The following is a 19,540-nucleotide window of genomic DNA, read 5'->3' on the forward strand; positions in this document are numbered from 1 at the left end:
GCCCGCCACTCGTCCACGCTCTCCCGGCCCTCGTCCGCGGACTTCCCGGCCCCGCGTCCGCAGGCTTCCGGGGCCCGTGCCCACAGGCAGCGAGGCCCCGTGCCCGCAGGCAGCGAGGGCAGCTGCGCCCCGGACACCGCACGGGCGGCTAGGCTCGCGGCCCAGACCGCACTGTCGCAACCGGGAGAAAGCCCACCATGGCCAAGAAGCGCCCTCAGACCAAGGCCGGGAAGCAGCAACTCAAGGACGGCGAGATCCCGGTCGTCGGGGCTCGCGAGCCCTGCCCGTGCGGTTCGGGCCGCCGGTACAAGGCCTGTCACGGCCGCGCTGCGGCCCAGGCCGTGACCGAGCTGGTCCAGCGCCCCTTCGAAGGGCTGGCAGGCGAATGCGACTGGGTCGCGCTGCGCGAGCTGGTCCCCGCCGCCACGGTCGAACTGACGCTGAAGGGCGGGCTGCCGGACGGCGTACCGTCCGTGACGCTCGCGACCGTGCTTCCGATGGCCTGGCCCGCGCTGCGCCGCGACGACGGCTCGGTCCTGCTCGCCCTGCAGAACGACACCTCTTCCGGCGACCTCAGCCGGGACCTCGCCGACACCCTGCAGCGCGCGCTGGAGACCGAGCCCGGCTCGCCCGTCGCCGCCCGCCGCGTTCCGGCCGACGGCCCCCGGCTGCAGGACTTCCTGGACCCGGATGCGCCGTTCGCGCCCGTCGTGCACTCCGGCTTCGAGTTCTGGGTGCCGGACGCGGAGAACGCCACGGCCGAGGTGTCCGCATCCCTGGAGCGCGCGAACGACGCGGCGATCCCGACCGTCCTGCTCACCGGGGTGGACGCCGCCTACTGGTGCGAGACCCCCGACAAGAACCACCTCCGGTGGGTCATGCCGCATCCCGAGGAGCAGCTCCTCGACGCTCTCGCCCGGCTGCACGCCGCCGGTGTCTCCTCGCTCGGCGAGGGCACCCGGCTGGTCGGCTCCTTCCGGGCGCACGGCCTGATGGTTCCCGTCTGGGATCTGCCGAGCGCTATGGGGGCCGAGGAGTGCGAGAAGCCCGCCGCCGTGTTCGCGGAGCGGCTGGCGACGGCGCTCGCTTCGGACGCGCCCCTCACCCCCGAGGAGCGGCGGGCGCGTGGCGGGCTCACCAACCGACAGGTGACGCTCAGCTGACAGTGACGACCACCCGGCCCGTACGGTGACTCCCGTCACAACTCACCGTACTGACAGGTAAATCGCTGTCCGAATACGCGAGATCGAATTTGCGAACGGCAGATCTCTTGTTACCGTTCTAGAAGCCCGGTCGCTGGTGCATCCCCCGTCGCCAGCGATCGGGCATCCTCATTTCCGGGTACGGCGCCCACGGCGCACCGCACGGCGCACGAGCCGCGCAGAGACCTGACGCAGGCCCCCGGACGAGCCCTCGGTGACACACAGGCCCCATCCGCTCCGGGCCGGTCCCGCCGCTCCTGCTCTCGACGGCTCGGGAGCAGCGTCCACCGCCCTGCATCAACCCGAGGCAGCCGGAACCCGGTTGAATCCGGCCCCGTCGCGGCCCCTCCGCCGCCCCGTCACGGCCCCGTTGCGCGCCGCACAGCCGCGGCTCCGTCGGCATCGGGCGGCGGGGGCGACAGGAGCCGGTCATTCCGATGCCGGACGGCCGCAAAGCACCAGCCAAGCACCAGCCAGGCACCAGCCAGGCACCAGTCAGGCGCCCTCCGAGCCCGGCCGAGCACCGACCGAGCACCCGGAGAGCACCCGCGGAGCACCGGCCGAGCGCCGAGTCGGCGCCGGCTGAGCACCCGGCGGAAAGCAACGAAAAGGCGCCACGAGGGCTTCCGGACAACACCCGATGAGATCTTCGGACCTGCCTCGAACCTGCTTCGAACGCGTTTCGGAGGGTGCATCAGAAAGCCGACCGTCGAGGGACTTTGCACCGGCAGACTTTGCACAGTCCGCATGAGCCCTGCCGATGGCGGCGGGCCGGAAGATCCAGCGGCCTGCGATTCGGTATTTCCGGTGACTCTCAGCTGCCCGGCATGAAGCAATTCCTGACGGTGCGCCGAATTCCGGCGCTATGGCGCCGGCCGCCTGCGACTTCCGTCACCGACCACCGTGGCCGCCGCCCCCACTGCCCGCCGGGCGGCCGCCACCGCCCTTTCAGTAGGCGAGCCGGCTTCCGCCGTCCGGGGCGCTGTTGCTCGCCTCGACCAGCGCGTCCACAACCGCCCCCACGTCCGGCAGCCAGGGCGAGGCGGCCGCCGCGACGTCCCCTCCACTGCTCAGCCGCAGCCGGGAGATCCGGTCCGGCGCCCGCTCCCAGCGCACCTGGCCCGTGCCGGTCTCGGACGGCGGAAGCATGAGATAGCCCCCCTCGCCGTGGAACCGCAGCGAGCTGGGGACCCAGTCCTGCGCGTGCAGCAGCTCACCGAGCCGTTCGAGGGTGTACGGGGCGACCAGCAGCGACCAGCGGGTCGGCGTGGCGACCACCGGACCCAGCCGCATGCCCATCCGGTCGAGTTCGGCCAGTGCGCCGGCTCCGGCCGCGGCCGGCAGGCTCAGTGCGCACGGCGCCCGCCCGCCGGTGGCCAGTACGACCGGCGCGGTGGGCCGGTTCGTCCACCACCAGCGCACCATGCGCGGGTCGGTGGTCGCCGCGAGCAGTCCGGGATCGAAGGGGTGCGCGCCGGGTACGGCGCACTCGGGATCGGGGCAGGCGCAGCCGCGCTCACCGCGGCTGTCGGCCGTCTGCAGCCCCACTCCCGGGAGTACGGGCCACTGCCACTCGGTGGCACAGGTCAGGGCCGCGTCGAGCTGGGCGGGCCTGTCCCGGAACCGGAGCCTGCGTCGCCTTCCGAGGATCTCGCGCATGAGCGCTCGTTCCTTTCCGTTGAACGCCGAGGGTCCACATCACACCACGCGTGCGTCACACCGCGTGTGCGGAATTTCACTGTGTGTACATGCTCGTCGAGCCTGCGGTACGGGTTGGTCGTCGCTACCGAGCGTGAGCTGTGCTGAGCCGAATCGAGCCGGTTCCAGTCGAAATCATGGCCAGGTGCAGGGCGTGTGTCGCGCCTGCCGTCCGTGCGTACAACCTCGCCACTCGGGGGTGGGGCGTGGCCGTCACAGATGAGGACGTCCGGGCCCGCTGCCAGGTTCCGGGGCGGTCGGAACCGCTCCTGGTCATCCAAGGACTACGTACCCAGCATGCCCGGAATGACGCTCCCCCGGGACTTCCCCGCGAGCGCATCCCCTGCCCGAGCAGACCCAGTCGACCGCAAATACCTGCCACAGGGTGCATTTTTTGGCCAAGTTAGTAGCCCCTTGGACACCACAAATCCCGTTGGGACAATGCTGGACATCGGCTTACTTGTGCGTGTACATGTGGATGCACTGATAGCGGCGCAGAATGACATGGGGGTTTGCGATGCTATTCGACGAAACACACCAGTCGGAAAGCGGACGACCATGAGCGCCCCGCACCTGCCGAAAGTGGCTGGAATCGATCCCACAGATCCGGTTTCGGCGCAAACTGCCGGGCCTCTCTCCGAAGTACCCGCCGCGCCCGGCGCCTTCATCCAGGACCGTCTGGCGGGCTGGGTCTCCGACCTCACCACGCTCCACGAGCTCACCGAGCGGCTGGCCGGAACCAACACCCTGGACGACGCCCTGCACGAACTCCTCGATGCCGGAGCCGCTCTCGTCGGTGCCCGCCGCGGGCTGATCGCCTTCGAACCGTCCGACCGTCGCGGCCCCGTCAGCACGATCGGCCTCGGACTGGCCCACGCGGAGCTCGGCCAGATCGAGACGGTGCCGCGCAGCGCCACGTCCTACGGCCGCATCCTCGAAGGTCTGCCCAACCCCGAAGGCCCGCTGACCACCCCCGATCTGCTCGGTGACACCAGCCTGGACCCCCGCAGGCGCGAGGTCGCCGCCCGGCTCGGCTACGCGGCCAGCTACGCGCTGCCGATCACCACCGACCGGACAGGCCGCCTCGCCGCCGCAGTCTGGCTCTACGACGAGCCCGCCGAGCCGCTGGAGCGCCAGCGCCACCTGGCCGGCCTGTACGTCGGATACGCCGCCGAACACCTCGCCCGGCTCCTGGAACTGGAACGGGCCAGGACCGACGTCGCCACCGTCACCGAGGAGCTGCTGCCCAGCCGGCTGCCCCGGATCCCCGGCGTGGAACTGGCCGTGCGGCATCACTCCGCGCCGCAGGGCGGCAACGACTGGTACGACGCGCTGGCCCTCCCCGAGGGTGCGCTCGGCCTCGCCGTCGGGTCGGTGAGCGGCTCCGGGCCGAGCGCCCTCGCCGCGACGGGGCGTCTGCGCGCCAGTCTGCGGGCGTACGCGGTGATGGAGGGCGAGGACCCCGTCGCCGTACTCTCCGATCTCGAACTCCTGCTGCGGCTGACCGAGCCCGCCCGATCCGCGACCGCGCTCTTCGCCTACTGCGAGCCCGCCCGCCGCAAGATCCTGCTGGCCGGTGCCGGGCACACCCCGCCGTTGATCATCGGCGACCGGCGTACCGAATTCGTCGAGACGACCCTGTCAGCACCCCTGGGCATGCTCGCCTGCTGGGAGGCGCCGAGCGTGGAGATCGCCCCGGCGCCCGGCGAGACCGTGCTGCTGTACACCGACGGACTCCTGCACCGGGCCGGTGACTCCATGGACCGGGCGTTCGCACGGCTCCACTCGGCGGCGGCGAGCGTCCCCAAGGCGCTTCGCCACGACGCCGCGTCCGTCGCCGACCACGTTCTGCGGACCGTCCTGCCCGACGGGCCCGAGCAGAGCGACGAGACCGAGGACGTGGTCCTGCTGGCGGCACGCTTCGACTGAGCCGCCCTCCGCACCCGCGCACCCCAGGACTGCACGGCCGCCGGGCCCCCCGCCCGGCTTTCCGGATGATCCGGGCGCTCACGATCCCGGCGAGCGAGGTGATCCGAGCGATCGAGGTAAGAGGTCTTCCGGCCCTGGGCCCCCTTCCGTACGCCCGTACGATGGAGGGGGCCCAGTGTCGTATCAAGGAGAGACAAATCGTGTCTGAGGAGCTCACCCCGGAGAACCCGGAGACCGAGACCGAAGAGGCAGAGCCGGTCAAGCAGCGGAAGAACGGCCTGTACCCGGGCGTCTCCGACGAGCTCGCCGCGAGCATGAAGTCCGGTTGGGCCGACACCGAACTGCACGGGCTGGAGCCGATCCCCCAGGCCCCGCACACCGCCGACCGCCGCGCCGCGCTCTCCGCGCGCTTCCCCGGCGAGCGGCTGGTCGTTCCGGCGGGCCGGCTGAAGACCCGTTCCAATGACACCGAGTACGCCTTCCGCGCCTCGACCGAGTACGCGTACCTCACCGGCGACCAGACCCAGGACGGCGTGCTCGTCCTGGAGCCGAAGGACGACGGCCACGAGGCGACGGTCTACCTGCTGCCGCGCTCGGACCGGGAGAACGGCGAATTCTGGCTCGACGGCCAGGGCGAGCTGTGGGTCGGCCGCCGCCACTCCCTCACCGAGGCCGAGCAGCTGCTCGGCATCCCGGCGAAGGACGTGCGGGAGCTGCCCGCCGCACTGGCCGAGGCCACCGGCCCGGTCCGTAACGTCCGCGGCCACGACGCCGGCATCGAGGCCGCGCTGACCGACAAGGTCACCGCGGAGCGCGACGAGGAGCTCCGGGTCTTCCTCTCCGAGGCCCGCCTGGTCAAGGACGCCTTCGAGATCGCCGAGCTGGCGAAGGCCTGCGACATCACCGCGCGGGGCTTCGAGGACGTCGTGAAGGTCCTCGACAAGGCCGAGGCCACCAGCGAGCGCTACATCGAGGGAACGTTCTTCCTGCGCGCCCGCATCGAGGGCAACGACATCGGCTACGGCTCGATCTGCGCCGCCGGCCCGCACGCCACCACCCTGCACTGGGTCCGCAACGACGGCGCGGTGCGCTCGGGCGAGCTGCTGCTGCTCGACGCCGGCGTGGAGACCAACGACCTCTACACCGCCGATGTGACCCGCACCCTTCCCATCAACGGCACGTTCACGCCGCTCCAGCGGAAGATCTATGACGCGGTGTACGAGGCGCAGGTGGCCGGTATCGCCGCGGTGAAGCCCGGCGCCGGTTTCCGTGACTTCCACGACGCCGCTCAGCGCGTCCTCACCGAGAAGCTCGTCGAGTGGGGTCTGCTCGGCGACCTGACCGTGGACAAGGTCCTGGAGCTGGGGCTGCAGCGTCGCTGGACCCTGCACGGCACCGGCCACATGCTCGGTATGGACGTCCACGACTGCGCAGCCGCGCGGACGGAGTCGTACGTCAACGGAACGCTCGAGCCCGGGGTGTGCCTCACCGTCGAGCCCGGCCTCTACTTCCAGGCCGACGACCTGACCGTTCCCGAGGAGTACCGCGGCATCGGCGTCCGGATCGAGGACGACATCCTCGTCACCGAGGACGGCAACCGGAACCTTTCAGACAAACTGCCCCGTCAGGCCGACGAGGTCGAGGCGTGGATGGCCCTGCTCAAGGGCTGATCGTCCGCCCCGTCACCGGCGCCCGGGGGCGCCCTGCTCAGGACACCATGAGCAGGGCGCCCTCCCGCCATTTCAGGACCTTGTCGAAGCTCACCACCGCGCCGCCGCGCCCCGGCCTGTTGCCGAAGTGGACGTGGTCGGCGAGCTGCTCGATCAGGCAGAGTCCGCGCCCGCTCTCGGCGGCGAGCGGCGGATGCGCAGGCCCCGCCGGTGGCGCCCGGAACGCCCGCTTCTCGTAGGGATCATGGTTCTGTGCGGCATCGCGAAGCGTGCGCCGCGCGGGGAAGCCGGGACCCGAATCGGCGACTTCGATACGGCATTTCTCGCCGTCCAGATACGCCGTGACCCGGTACTGCCCGCAGGCCGTACCGGACGGCTCCTCCCGCACGTCCCAGCTCTCCCCGGCATCGTCCGGGCCGCCATGGGCCCCACCGTGCTCGACGGCGTTGGCGCAGGCCTCGCTGAGCGCGACCGACAGATCGAAGGAGATGTCCGGGTCCACGCCCGCGGTCTCCATCGTGCCGAGCAGGAAACGACGGGCGAGCGGAACGCTCGCAGCTTCGCGCCGCAGATGGAGTGACCACCAAATGCTCATGCTCCAGCCTCCTGGCTGCGGCTCGACATACCGATACGTATTGCCGCCCTGTGCCGTTCGTAAGCACTGACGGCATGTGAGACCGCTCATTCGGCGGATACCCGGGCTCGCCACACGTGTGCATGCCCGACCCACAGGGCGTCTCCTACCCCGTCCGCAACCATCCCCAACAGCCCGGCTCGCAGCCAATCGGGCGGAAGGTGACCTTCCGGACCTGCCGTACGGCGGCCGGGGGCGCAGTGCGATGATGGCCCGGCCATGTCTACGTCTGTGGGACGCGCCGGAGCCGGTCTGCGGCTGCTGAGGGCCGCGGTGTTCGCCGCGGTCTGCGTCGCGTTGTCCGCGGCCGGACACGCGATGGCCTCCTGCGCGATGGTGCCCGGGTGGTCCCTGCTCGCCGGATTCCTCGGCGTTCTCGCGGTGGCGGTGGCACTGGCGGGACGCGAACGCTCGCTGCCGTCGATCGCCGCGGCCCTGGCCGGCGGCCAGATCCTCCTGCACACGCTCTTCGGTGTCGGTACCCACACCGCCACGCAACAGCCAGCGGCCGGCGAGGACGCGCTGACCCGGTTCGCCGCGAGCCTCGTCTGCGGTGCGGGCCCCGCTCAGTTGAACGCCGCCGACGCCCATCGCATCGTCACCGACGCGGGCATCGACCCGGCATCGGTCACCGCGCAGGCGCACCAGCACATGGCCGCCACCCCCTCCGGCGGCATGTCCGGCACCGGGATGACCGGCCTCGCCGGAATGTTCCCCAGCCTGCCCATGCTGCTCGGTCACCTGCTGGCCGCCGTGGCCACCGGCTGGCTGCTGCGGCGCGGCGAGGTCGCCCTGTTCCGGCTCGCCCGGCTCTCGGCGCACGGCGCCCAGCAGGTCGCGGCCGGGGCCCGGCTGCGGGCGCTTCGAGCGGCGCTCGTCCTCGTCTCCGCCCTGCGCGCCGGCCTTCCGGGCGGGCCGGCCACCGGCCCCCGCACCCTCCGCACGGCTGCGGACGCGCCCTCCCCGGTCACCGGGGATCCCTTGCAGCACATGGTGATCAGGCGCGGGCCACCACCCGTACTCACCCTCGCAGCCTGACGCGACGCCCTCCACGCGATGCACGCGCGGCCCCCGCGGGCACCTTTCCGGTGCCGGCACGGGCCGGCGCACCCACGCCGCTCGTGAGGAAGAGGTGTCGCGATGCCGTCGCGCACCCGCGCGGCGGAGCACCTCTCCTACGTGCTTTGTGGAGTGATTCCTGACATGAACGTTTCCCGCATCGCCCTCGCCGGCGGCGTCGCCGCGTCCACCGTGCTGATCCTCGCCGGTACCGCCTCCGCCCACGTCAGCGTCCAGCCGCAGGGCGAAGCCGCCAAGGGCGGTTACGCCGTCATCAACTTCAAGGTCCCCAACGAGCGGGACGACGCCGCGACCTCCAAGCTCGAGGTCAGCTTCCCGACCGACCACCCGCTGGCCTCCGTACAGCCGCAGGCGGTCCCCGGCTGGAAGATCGACGTCACCACCAGCAAGCTGGCCAAGCCGCTCGACATGCACGGCAAGAAGATCAACGAGGCCGTCTCCAAGGTGACCTGGACGGCGGACGGCGGCAAGATCGAGCCCGGCCGCTTCCAGCAGTTCCCGCTCTCGATCGGCCAGCTCCCCGAGGACGCCGACCAGCTGGTGTTCAAGGCCATCCAGACCTACGACAACAAGGAAGTCGTCCGCTGGATCGAGGAGCAGAAGGCCGGGGCCGAAGAGCCCGAGAACCCCGCTCCGGTCCTCGAGCTGACGGCCGCCGCGGATGATGCGCACGGCGCCGCCGCGGCCGCCGGCTCCAGTGACAAGAGCGGCTCCGCGGACCATGCGAAGGACTCGGAGACGACGGCTTCGGCGGCCTCCTCCAGTGACACCACGGCCCGCGTCCTCGGCATCGTCGGCATCGTCATCGGCGTGGCGGGTGTCGCCTTCGGTGTCCTGGCCGGCCGTCGACGTACCGCCTGACCAACACAAGTCCCACCCGCCACACCGACCCATCAGGAAACAGTGCTCCATGGTTAAGAAGTCTGTGCTGGCCGCGGCGCTCGTCGCCGCGGCCGCACTCACCCTGTCCGCCTGCGGCGGCAGTGACAACGACAGCAAGAAGCCGGTCGCGGACGTCTCGATGGAGGCGAACACCAAGGCCGCGACGGTGCTCGACCAGCCGTTCACCAAGCCGAACCTCGTCCTCACCGACACCCACGGCAAGAAGTTCGACCTGCGCGAGGAGACCAAGGGCAAGCCGACACTCATCTACTTCGGCTACACCAACTGCCCCGACGTCTGCCCGCTCATCATGAGCAACATCGCGATCGCCAGGAAGTCCCTCCCCGAGGCCGACCGGGACAAGCTCCAGGTCGTCTTCGTCACCACCGACCCGGAACGGGACACCCCGTCGTCGCTGGGCAGCTGGCTCAAGGCCCAGGACCCCTCCTTCATCGGTCTCACCGGCGACTTCCCGACCATCCAGGCCGGTGCCCGGCAGATCGGCATCGGGATCGACGCGCCGAAGAAGGAGAAGGACGGCACCATCGTCTCGATGCACGGCTCTCAGGTCATGGCGTTCTCGCCGAAGACCGACCAGGGGTACGTGCTGTACAGCGAGGACACCACGCCCGACGACTACACCAAGGACCTCCCCAAGATCATCAAGGGGGAGAAGCCGTGAACCACCGCACCGCCCTCGCCGGCGTCCTGGCCCTCTCCACGGGCCTGACGCTGGCGGGGTGCTCCTCCTCGGACAGCAAACCGGAGCTGAAGGTCAGCGGCGCGTTCATGCCGCAGCCAGTCAACGACATGGCCGCCGCCTTCCTCGTCGTGCGGAACAGCGGCGGCAGCTCCGACCGGCTCACCTCCGTCACCAGCCCGCTCTCGGACGACGTCACGATCCACGAGACGAAGAACCAGGCGATGCGGATGGTGACATCCTTCTCCGTGCCCGCGGGCGGTGAGCTGGATCTGGAACGCGGTGGAAACCACATCATGTTCATGAAGCTCAAGCAGCAGCCCAGGCAGGGCGAGAAGGTGTCCGTGGAACTGCACTTCGAGAAGGCCGACCCCATCAAGGTCGACCTTCCCGTGAAGGAGACCACCCACAACCCGAAGAAGCAGTGAGGGACTGACAGACCATGACAGCCACCGCCCCGCACTTCGGGCCGCCCCCGTCCGTATCCGCCATACGCAGGCCGCTCGCCGCGGCCGGACTCCTCGCCGCTCTCGTCGGTGTGGTGTTCGGTCTGCTGCTGGCGGTCGCGGGTCCCGCGTCGGCTCACGCCGCGCTCACCGGGAGTGATCCGCAGGACGGGGCGGTGGTCGACACCGCACCCAAGCAGGTCGTGCTGACCTTCTCCGAGCAGGTCGCCGTGGGAGGGGGCTCGATCCGGGTCCTCGATCCCAACGGCAAGCGCGCCGACACCGAGGCCGCCCCGCTCGATCTGCACAGCGGCTCCACCGTGAAATACGGCGTCGCCCTGCACACCGGCCTGCCCGACGGCACGTACACCGTCGCCTGGCAGGCCGTCTCCGCCGACAGCCACCCGGTCTCCGGCGCCTTCACCTTCTCCATCGGCGCACCCTCCGAGACCAGCGTCGCCCTTCCGGACAACGAGGCCGGGGGCGGACTCGTCGGCACTCTCTACGGCATCGCGCGGTACGCCGCGTACGCCGGATTCATCGTGCTCGCGGGCGGTGCCGCCTTCGTGCTCGCCTGCTGGCAGCGCGGGGCGGGGGCACGTCCGCTGCAACGCCTCGTGGTGCGCGGCTGGATGACCCTCACCGCGGCGACGCTGGTCATGCTGCTGCTGCGCAACCCCTACACGGGCTCCGGGAAACTCGCGGACGCCTTCGACCTCGACGGGCTGAAGGCGGTCCTCGACACCAAGCCGGGCGCCGCGCTCGTGTCCCGGCTGCTGCTGCTCGGTGCCAGCGCCCTGTTCATCGCCGTGCTGTTCGGCGCGTACGCGAAGCGCGAGGACGAACGAGAGAAGAAGGACCTCACCTTCGGGCTCGCCGTCGGCGGCGCGGTCATCGCCGCCGGGATCGCGGGGACGTGGGCGCTCGCCGAGCACGCGTCGGTCGGTCTCCAGCCGGGCATCGCCATGCCGGTCGACGTACTCCACCTGCTCGCGGTGGCGGCCTGGCTGGGCGGGCTCGCGGCCCTGCTGGTCGCGCTGTACCGCACGCCCGATGTCACGGCCACCGCGGTACGACGCTTCTCCCGCATCGCGTTCGTCAGCGTCGTCGTGCTCGCGGCCACCGGGATCTACCAGTCCTGGCGTCAGCTCGGCTCCTGGTCCGCGCTGACCGGCACCGGGTACGGGCAGCTGCTGCTCGTGAAGGTGGGCCTCGTCGCGGTCCTCGTGGGGATCGCCTCGGTCTCCCGCCGGTGGACGGCACGGCTGGCGGTCGGCGGAGGCGCAGCTGCGGCCGTAGCGGCGGACGCGGAAACAGAGACAGTCACCGCGGACACGGAAACGGGGGCCGAGACCGTAGCGGCGGACGCGGAAACGGAGACAGTCACCGGGGACGCGGAGGCGGGGGCCGAGACCGTGGCAGTGGCCGAAGCCGGATCCGCGGCGGACACAGCCGGGGAGAGCCACACGGGCCGGGCGGGCCATACGGACCAGGCGGCCTCGTCGGCCGACCCGGCGCGTGCCGCGCAACTGGCGCGGCAGCAGGCCGCCGTGGCGACCGCCGAGAAGAAGCGCGTACGCGACGCAGACCCCGACCGCTCCGGCCTCCGCCGCTCCGTGCTGGCCGAAGTCGGCGTCGCGGTGGCCCTGCTGGCGGTGACCACCATCCTGACCTCGACCGAGCCCGGCCGGACCGAGGAGGAGGCGGCGCGCGCGTCGACCGCGGCTGCCGCACCCGCCGCGAGCGGTCCCGTCAACGTGAAGCTGCCGTTCGACACCGGCGGCAAGAACGGCAAGGGCACGCTCCGGATGGACATCGACCCGGGCCATGTCGGCGCCAACGTGCTCCACATCTGGATCGACGACATCAACGGGAAGGCCATGGACGTCCCCGAGGTGAAGCTCGCCCTCACCCTGAAGTCCAAGGACATCGGCCCCCTTCCGGTGGTTCCGGTCCGGCTGACCGAGGGGCACTGGACGTCCAGCGGCGTCCAGATCCCGATCGCCGGCGACTGGAACGTCTCGGCGACCGTGCGGACGTCGGACATCGACCAGACGACGGTCGACAAGAACGTGAAGATCGGCTGAGCAGGATCGTGAACGGAAACAGCTCAAAGACCGGAAACAGTGCGACCAGCAGGACCGGCGGCGCGAACGGTTCAGGCACCGGCACCGGCGGCGCCCTGTCCCGGCGGAGGCTCCTGGGCACCGCGGGTGCGGCCGGGGCCACCGGACTGGTGCTCGGAGGCGCCGGCGGTGCGGCCGGCTATGCCGCGACGCGGGACGAGGCGCCGACCGGACTGACCACCGTCGGCTCCACCGAGGTGATGTTTCACGGGAAACATCAACCGGGGATCACCACTCCGCTTCAGGCCAGTGGCCATCTGATCGCCTTCGATCTGGCCCCCGGTGCCGGACGGAAGGAAGCGGCCGCCCTGATGCGGCGCTGGTCAGCCGTGGCGCGGCGGCTGATGGCCGGCGAACCCACCGCCGGCGGGGCGGCAGACGGTACGGGGCACGACACCGGTATCGCGTTGGACGCCGGGCCGTCCTCGCTGACCGTCACCTTCGGCTTCGGCGCGACCTTCTTCGAACGGACGGGCCTGGTCGCCCACCGGCCGCCGGGTCTCGACCCGCTGCCGCCGTTCTCCTCCGACCACCTCGACAGCGCCCGCTCGAACGGCGATCTCTGGGTGCAGATCGGCGCGGACGACTCGCTCGTCGCCTTCCACGCACTGCGAGCCGTGCAGAAGGAGGCGGGTTCGACGGCCGCCGTGCGCTGGCACATGAATGGCTTCAACCGCACGCCCGGCGCCACCGCCAAGCCGATGACCGCCCGCAATCTGATGGGCCAGATCGACGGCACCGGCAACCCGAAGCCGGCCGACAGCGACTTCGACCGGCGCGTGTTCGTCCCGGCCGGCACCGGCGACGCGGCACACGAGTGGCTGGCCGGCGGCTCGTACGCGGTGGTCCGCAGGATCAGGATGCTGCTCGACGACTGGGAGAAGCTGTCGGTGGAGCGTCAGGAACGGGTCATCGGCAGACGCAAGGCGGACGGTGCACCGCTGAGCGGCGGCACCGAGACCACGGAGATGGACCTCGACAAGGCCGGCCCCGACGGCAAGCTCCTGATCCCCGACAACGCCCACGCCCGGATCTCCTCGCCCGAGCGCAACAGCGGGGCGGCCATGCTCCGCCGACCGTTCTCCTACAACGACGGCATCGCCACGGACGGCACCCCGGACGCCGGGCTGCTCTTCATCTGCTGGCAGGCGGATCCGCTGCGCGGCTTCGTGACGGTGCAGCGCAAACTCGACCGGGGCGACGCCCTCTCACCCTTCATCCGGCACGAGACGAGCGGCCTCTTCGCGGTGCCGGGCGGCGCCGCGGCCGGGGAGTACGTGGGGCAGCGCTTGCTGGAATCCTGAGCCACCACAGCGCATTAGGGTGACGCTATGTCCGCCACGCGCTACGCCTATCTCGGTCCCGAGGGCACCTTCACCGAGGTCGCCCTCCGTACGCTCCCGGAAGCAGCCACCCGCGAACTCGTCCCGATGGTCTCCGTTCCGGCGGCCCTGGACGCGGTGCGCAACGGCACGGCCGCCGCGGCACTCGTACCGATCGAGAACTCCGTCGAGGGCGGTATCACCACCACCCTCGACCAGTTGACCAGCGGTGAACCGCTGATGATCTACCGCGAGGTGCTGCTCTCCATCACCTTCGCGCTGCTCGTACGCCCCGGCACCAAGCTGTCCGACGTCAAAACCGTCACCGCGCACCCGGCCGCGCAGCCGCAGGTGCGCAACTGGATGGCAGCCCATCTCCCGCAGGCCGTCTGGGAGTCGGCGGCATCCAACGCGGACGGTGCCCGGCTCGTGCAGGAGGGCCGGTACGACGCCGCGTTCGCCGGTGAGTTCGCGGCGGCGACCTACGGGCTCGAACCGCTGGTGACGGAGATCCACGACGCGGAGAACGCCCAGACCCGTTTCGTGCTGGTGGGCCGCCCGGCCCGGCCGGCTGCGCCGACCGGTGCGGACAAGACGTCGGTGGTCATCTGGCTGGGCGACGACCATCCCGGCGCACTGCTCGAACTGCTCCAGGAGTTCGCGGTGCGCGGGGTGAACCTCATGCTGATCCAGTCCCGGCCGACGGGCGCGGGTATCGGGAACTACTGCTTCGCCGTGGACGCCGAGGGCCACATCTCCGACCGGCGGGTGGGCGAGGCTCTGATGGGGCTGAAGCGGATCTGCCCGAACGTCCGCTTCCTGGGCTCCTACCCGAGAGCCGGTGTGACTCCTGCGGACGTACGCCCACTGCGTGCGGGTACGTCGGACGCGGAGTTCACGGTGGCCTCCGACTGGCTGGCCCGGATTCAGGACGGGCGGAGCTGAGGGTCACTGTCCGGCTGCGGTGTCTTCGCTTCCGCGCACCCGCAGTTCCGGTGGGATCAGCAGATTGTCATCATCCGGAAAGTTATCCACAGGCGCACGCCTCGACCTGGGGACAAGTCGACACCACAATGCGACATGGTCGACAAATCTCCTCAGTCCACCCAGATCCATCCACAGACCGTCAGGGCATCCGGTGTCACACCAATTCCGTTGATCAACTCTTCAAGGCGAGCAATTCCCACCCGAACGAGCGTACAAGGCGGGTTTGAAGCGGGAATCCATGACCCTTCGAGCCGCTTTCGGAATGATCTCCTCCGTGTCCACAGATCTTCCTCACAGCCTGTGGATAACTTTTCCCAACCAGCTCTCCCTGTGGACAAGTGGCACCCAACTCCCCCTCCGGACAAGGGTGGTACGTCAAGACGCCTGAACCCTTCTGCCCCATTTAGGGGAATAGCGCCTCTTTATTGACGATGACACTCGCACGCCCGGCGGGGATTTCCTCCAGCATTACCAATACCGGCAATTCGGGCAAAGCGACACACTTGTCAATATCGGTTCGAGCTACGGAAGCCGACACCGGTAGCCTGGAGAGGTGATTGACCTTCGCCTGCTTCGTGAGGACCCCGACCGTGTTCGCGCCTCCCAGCGCGCCCGTGGAGAGGACGTCGCGCTCGTCGACGCCCTTCTCTCCGCCGACGAGCGGCGCAGGTCGTCCGGGGTTCGGTTCGACGAACTCCGTTCCGAGCAGAAGTCGCTCGGCAAGCTCATCCCCAAGGCCTCTCCGGAGGAGCGCACCGAGCTCCTGAAGAAGGCCGAACAGCTCAAGGTCGACGTCAAGGCGGCCGACGCGGCGCAGGGCGAGGCCGACGAGGAGACCAAGCGCCTGCTCCTGCGGCTCGGCAACATCGTCCACGAGGACGTGCCGGTCGGCGGCGAGGAGGACTTCGTCGTCCTGGAGACGCACGGCACCATCCGCGACTTCGGCGCCGAGGGCTTCGCGCCCAAGGACCACCTGGAGCTCGGCGAGGCGCTCGGCGCGATCGACATGGAGCGCGGCGCCAAGGTGTCCGGCTCGCGCTTCTACTACCTGACGGGCGTCGGCGCACTGCTGGAGCTCGCCCTCGTCAACGCCGCGATCGCCCAGGCCACCGAGGCCGGCTTCATCCCGATGCTCACCCCGGCGCTGGTCCGTCCGCGCGCCATGGAGGGCACCGGATTCCTCGGTCAGGCCGCGGAGAACGTGTACCACCTGGAGAAGGACGACTACTACCTGGTCGGCACCTCCGAGGTACCGCTCGCGGCGTACCACATGGACGAGATCATCGAAGCGGACAAGCTGCCGCTGCGCTACGCCGGCTTCTCGCCGTGCTTCCGCCGCGAGGCCGGCACGTACGGCAAGGACACTCGTGGGATCTTCCGGGTGCACCAGTTCGACAAGGTCGAGATGTTCTCGTACGTCGACCCGGCGGAGGCCCAGGCCGAGCACCAGCGCCTGCTGGACTGGGAGAAGCAGTGGCTCACCGCTCTCGGGCTGCCCTTCCAGGTGATCGACGTCGCCACCGGTGACCTCGGGGCCTCGGCCTCGCGGAAGTTCGACTGCGAGGCGTGGATCCCGACCCAGGGCAAGTACCGCGAGCTGACCTCGGCGTCCAACTGCGACGGTTTCCAGGCACGCCGGCTGTCCGTCCGGATGCGTGACACCCGCGACGGCAAGAAGGTGCTCCAGCCGCTGTCCACGCTGAACGGCACCCTGTGCGCCGTACCGCGCACCATCGTGGCGATCCTGGAGAACCACCAGCTGGCCGACGGTTCGGTCCGGGTGCCCGAGGTGCTCCGTCCGTACCTGGGCGGGCGCGAGGTCCTGGAGCCGGTCGCCAAGTGACCTTTCCCTACAAGCTCGTCGCGACCGACCTCGACGGCACGCTGCTGCGTGACGACGACACGGTCTCCGGGCGCACCCGCGAGGCACTGGCCGCGGTCACCGCGGCCGGTGCGGCGCACATCATCGTCACCGGCCGCGCGGTCCCGTGGACCAGGCACATCCTGGACGACCTGGGCTACGAGGGCCTCGCGGTCTGCGGTCAGGGCGCGCAGGTCTACCACGCCGGCGAGCGCAAGCTGCTGACCTCGCTGACGCTCGACCGGCAGCTCGCCGGTCTCGCGCTCTCCAAGGTCGAGGCGGAGGTCGGCCCCCTGGCGCTGGCCGCCAGCCGTGACGGGCTGGACGGCGAGGTGCTGGTCGGTCCGGGCTACCGCGTACAGGAGGGCCCGCTGCCGGCCCTCCCCGTGCAGGACCCCGCCGAGATGTGGGCGGCCCCGCTGAACAAGGTCTACATACAGCACCCGGAGCTGGACGACGACGCACTGGCGAAGGCCGCGCGAGCGGCGGTCGGCAACCTGGTCGACGTGGTCATGGCCGGCCCGGGGGTCGTGGAGATCCTGCCGCTCGGGCTCAGCAAGGCCACCGGCCTCTCGCTGGCCGCACGCCGGCTGGGGGTGAAGGCGGCTGACACGATCGCCTTCGGTGACATGCCGAACGACATCCCGATGTTCGCCTGGGCGCAGCACGGTGTGGCGATGGCCAACGCGCACGAGGATCTGAAGGCGGTGGCCCACGAGATCACCGCGTCCAACGAGAACGACGGGATCGCCGTGGTCCTGGAGCAGCTGCTCTAGAAGTCCGATGCTGCGCCGGCGCTGAGGCCTTGGGCATCGTTGCTGCGCTGAGGTCGAGGGCATCGTTCGGCGCGCGGCTGTGGGCAGGGGGTACGGGGCGGAGGATGCGCGGATCGAACGCGCGCGGGGTTTTTCGGCCCCGACGACGGCTTAGCAAGCCGCTGCCTTACCACTCGGCCAATCCTCCGGGAGGGCGGCCGCCCCGCGATGCGCGGGAACGGCCGCCCCGGCGTGTTGCTCGAAGCGGCCCGTCGAAGCAGTCGCTGACTACTCCGGTGCCCGCTCGGGCACGCCTTGCTGGGAGCTCGACGGACTCGGACTCTCGGTCATCGCCGCGCTCCTCTCCCGGTCCGTGGTGTCGTTCTGTGGGGGCGTCGTTCCCGGCGGGTGCCGTGCTGACCACTGTGCCGCGCACCCGATGTCCGGTGCCACCCATTTACGGGCGGCACCGGACATCGGGGGTTCCTCAGGGTTTCTCCGGGACGGTCAGCGGTCCCTGTTGCGGCGGCTCAGATCCTTCAGAGTGCGCGCGAACTCATCCATCCGTCCGTCGAGCCGGACGATGTCCTCGGACACTCCGCCCAGCCGCGCGCTCATGGCGCCGACCACCTGGTGCGTGAGCTCCATCCTCCGGTCGAGGCTGTCGAGCCTGAGCGACATCCGGTTGAGGACCGGCCCCAGCTCCTGAAGAGCGGTACCGACGCCGGCCAGGCAGCTTTCGACCCGGGTGACGCGGTGTTCGAGCGAGGCGTATCCCGCCCGCAGATCCTGCTCGGCGTCCAGTAGGTACGTACGGACGCAGCGCGCGATATCGCTGTCGCGAAGAAGCATCGCGACGTCGAGGACGGTCCTGCGGGTGTAGAGCGTGAGCTGCGCATGCGCCTGTGGATAACTTTCCCCCTCCCCGGCGCCCAATAGGGACAACATGTCCCTATTAAAGATGCGCAGGTCAGAGCCGCGCAGCAGCCTGAGGCCGTTCTCTTCCATCTCCGCGCGATGGCGCTGGGTCACCTTCTTGATGACCTCTGTGGATACTTCGAAGTAACGGGCCACATCCTCGGTGCGGACGTGAATCCCGTCAGGGAGCATGACAAGGCTCTTCACCTTGTCGAGGGCATCTACGCGCCCCATCTGTTCGAAGCGCAGGGCGCGCGATTCGAGCAGGGCGACTTCCGTGGGCATGAGCAGGCCTTCCGATCGTGAACCCGGTGCGGACGTCCGGTGCCGGACGTCCGGTGCTGGACAGACAGCCCTCTCCCCGGGCTTCAGGGGCGGAGGACGCTCACGGTTGCCACTCACTCAATGACCGACCGGCGGGTGTTTCGCCGCCGCATCGGCTCTCCCGGATTTCACGAAAGCTACGACGCCACAGATTCCAATTGCCTCCACGCACAAGGAACAACGAACCGATAACCGTACAGTCACGTGTCAGACTGTCCGATATACGAAATGCGGCGACCCCCGCCCATCGGACGGGGGTCGCCGCAACGCAGGTCGCCCGTGCTCACTCCTCGCCGGCGAGCTTCAGGGTCCGCAGCTTCTGACCCGCGTACCAGGTCGCCGCCACGGTGACCACGATCAACAGGACCGTCGCGAGCGGCAGTCCGACGTCCGAAGTGATGGCCCCGCCCCCGCCGACCTTCTCGGCCAGTGCGAGGGACCACTGCTGGACGCTGAGCGTGCGCGCACCGGCGACCAGGCTGCCGAAGAGGGCCTCCCACACCAGCGCGTAGACGAGGCCGAGGACCACCGCGTGCCGGCTGATCGTGCCGAGCAGCAGGAACAGCGCGCTGTAGGCGATCGAGGCGACCAGGGCGGCGATCGTGTAGGCCACCGCGATCTGCTGTCCGTTGCCGTTGAGGATCAGACCGGCGACCAGGGTCGGCACCGCCGAGAACACCATCGTCACGGCGATGGCCACGATCAGCTTGGTGAAGATGATCGTCGGCCGGGGCACCGGCTTGGCCAGCAGATAGACGATCGAACCGTCGTCGATCTCCGGCCCGATGGCTCCCGTCCCGGCGATCACACCGATCAGCGGCACCATGGTGGCGATGGCGAAGCCGCCCAGCACATCGGAGGCGACCTGGTCATCGGCCCCGGCGAACATCCGTACCGCCACCGCGATGATCACCAGCAGTGCGGGCAGGATGAAGAGGATGGCGGCCCGGCGCCGGCCGAGCAGGGCCCGGTAGGTGAGCCGGGCGACTGTGGGGTCGTACATGAC

Annotated in this window: 16 protein-coding genes and 1 tRNA gene; 12 read left to right on the top strand and 5 right to left on the bottom strand. The window is 70.1% G+C overall.

Annotated features, from left to right (window positions below; genetic code table 11):
- The first annotated feature begins 197 nt into the window (after positions 1-197).
- On the top strand, positions 198-1,163 hold the full coding sequence (locus ACFVJX_RS16015) for a DUF5926 family protein (RefSeq protein ID WP_384124861.1): 966 nt from the start codon (positions 198-200) through the stop codon (positions 1,161-1,163).
- Positions 1,164-2,150: 987 nt separating this feature from the next.
- Here the strand turns inward: ACFVJX_RS16015 and ACFVJX_RS16020 are convergent.
- Entirely contained in the window at positions 2,151-2,861 is a 711-nt protein-coding gene (locus ACFVJX_RS16020) for a bifunctional DNA primase/polymerase (protein ID WP_384124859.1), read from the bottom strand.
- Positions 2,862-3,458: 597 nt separating this feature from the next.
- Here ACFVJX_RS16020 and ACFVJX_RS16025 point away from each other — a divergent pair.
- Both ACFVJX_RS16025 and ACFVJX_RS16030 read left to right on the top strand, forming a co-directional pair.
- Positions 3,459-4,829, top strand: coding sequence for a PP2C family protein-serine/threonine phosphatase (locus ACFVJX_RS16025; RefSeq protein ID WP_384124857.1), 1,371 nt, complete (start codon positions 3,459-3,461; stop codon positions 4,827-4,829).
- 200 nt (positions 4,830-5,029) lie between these two features.
- Entirely contained in the window at positions 5,030-6,499 is a 1,470-nt protein-coding gene (locus ACFVJX_RS16030) for an aminopeptidase P family protein (protein WP_384124855.1), read from the top strand.
- Positions 6,500-6,536: 37 nt separating this feature from the next.
- On the opposite strand, the gene ACFVJX_RS16035 is transcribed toward ACFVJX_RS16030, so the two are convergent.
- Entirely contained in the window at positions 6,537-7,094 is a 558-nt protein-coding gene (locus tag ACFVJX_RS16035; RefSeq protein WP_384124853.1) for an ATP-binding protein, read from the bottom strand.
- 258 nt (positions 7,095-7,352) lie between these two features.
- On the opposite strand from ACFVJX_RS16035, the gene ACFVJX_RS16040 reads away from it, so the two are divergent.
- The 9 genes from ACFVJX_RS16040 to ACFVJX_RS16080 all read left to right on the top strand — a co-directional run bounded on the left by ACFVJX_RS16040 (position 7,353) and on the right by ACFVJX_RS16080 (position 17,313).
- Positions 7,353-8,171, top strand: a complete 819-nt coding sequence (locus ACFVJX_RS16040) for a hypothetical protein (RefSeq protein ID WP_384124851.1) — start codon at positions 7,353-7,355, stop codon at positions 8,169-8,171.
- Between the two features lie 165 nt (positions 8,172-8,336).
- Entirely contained in the window at positions 8,337-9,074 is a 738-nt protein-coding gene (locus ACFVJX_RS16045; RefSeq protein ID WP_384124849.1) for a YcnI family protein, read from the top strand.
- A 49-nt stretch (positions 9,075-9,123) separates the two neighbouring features.
- A complete protein-coding gene (locus tag ACFVJX_RS16050) occupies positions 9,124-9,777 on the top strand; it encodes an SCO family protein (RefSeq protein WP_384124847.1) in 654 nt (217 codons plus the stop codon).
- The gene (locus ACFVJX_RS16055) at positions 9,774-10,223 is read left to right on the top strand and encodes a copper chaperone PCu(A)C (protein WP_384124845.1); all 450 of its coding nucleotides are present in this window, start codon (positions 9,774-9,776) and stop codon (positions 10,221-10,223) included. Before ACFVJX_RS16050 ends, ACFVJX_RS16055 begins: the two co-directional genes overlap by 4 nt.
- 14 nt (positions 10,224-10,237) lie before the next feature.
- Positions 10,238-12,328, top strand: coding sequence for a copper resistance CopC/CopD family protein (locus ACFVJX_RS16060; protein WP_384124843.1), 2,091 nt, complete (start codon positions 10,238-10,240; stop codon positions 12,326-12,328).
- Between the two features lie 8 nt (positions 12,329-12,336).
- The gene (gene efeB / locus ACFVJX_RS16065) at positions 12,337-13,671 is read left to right on the top strand and encodes an iron uptake transporter deferrochelatase/peroxidase subunit (RefSeq protein WP_384124841.1); all 1,335 of its coding nucleotides are present in this window, start codon (positions 12,337-12,339) and stop codon (positions 13,669-13,671) included.
- 27 nt (positions 13,672-13,698) lie between these two features.
- Positions 13,699-14,634 carry a prephenate dehydratase gene (gene pheA, locus ACFVJX_RS16070; protein WP_384124839.1) on the top strand — a complete coding sequence of 312 codons (936 nt, stop codon included), beginning with the start codon at positions 13,699-13,701 and terminating at the stop codon, positions 14,632-14,634.
- A 595-nt stretch (positions 14,635-15,229) separates the two neighbouring features.
- Complete coding sequence (serS, locus tag ACFVJX_RS16075; RefSeq protein ID WP_384124837.1) at positions 15,230-16,519, top strand: serine--tRNA ligase; 1,290 nt, start codon at positions 15,230-15,232, stop codon at positions 16,517-16,519.
- Positions 16,516-17,313: an HAD family hydrolase gene (locus ACFVJX_RS16080; RefSeq protein ID WP_384124835.1), complete on the top strand. Its 798-nt coding sequence runs from the start codon at positions 16,516-16,518 to the stop codon at positions 17,311-17,313. Before serS ends, ACFVJX_RS16080 begins: the two co-directional genes overlap by 4 nt.
- A 98-nt stretch (positions 17,314-17,411) precedes the next feature.
- On the opposite strand, the gene ACFVJX_RS16085 is transcribed toward ACFVJX_RS16080, so the two are convergent.
- The 3 genes from ACFVJX_RS16085 to ACFVJX_RS16095 all read right to left on the bottom strand — a co-directional run bounded on the left by ACFVJX_RS16085 (position 17,412) and on the right by ACFVJX_RS16095 (position 19,537).
- Positions 17,412-17,500, bottom strand: a tRNA-Ser gene (locus ACFVJX_RS16085).
- Between the two features lie 299 nt (positions 17,501-17,799).
- The gene (locus tag ACFVJX_RS16090) at positions 17,800-18,495 is read right to left on the bottom strand and encodes a hypothetical protein (protein ID WP_384124833.1); all 696 of its coding nucleotides are present in this window, start codon (positions 18,493-18,495) and stop codon (positions 17,800-17,802) included.
- 322 nt (positions 18,496-18,817) lie between these two features.
- Positions 18,818-19,537 (bottom strand): ABC transporter permease, encoded by a 720-nt coding sequence (locus ACFVJX_RS16095; RefSeq protein WP_384124831.1) that lies wholly within the window; start codon positions 19,535-19,537, stop codon positions 18,818-18,820.
- Positions 19,538-19,540 lie beyond the last annotated feature (3 nt).

It is taken from the genome of Streptomyces sp. NPDC127177 (genome assembly GCF_042672475.1).
Classification (GTDB): domain Bacteria; phylum Actinomycetota; class Actinomycetes; order Streptomycetales; family Streptomycetaceae; genus Streptomyces.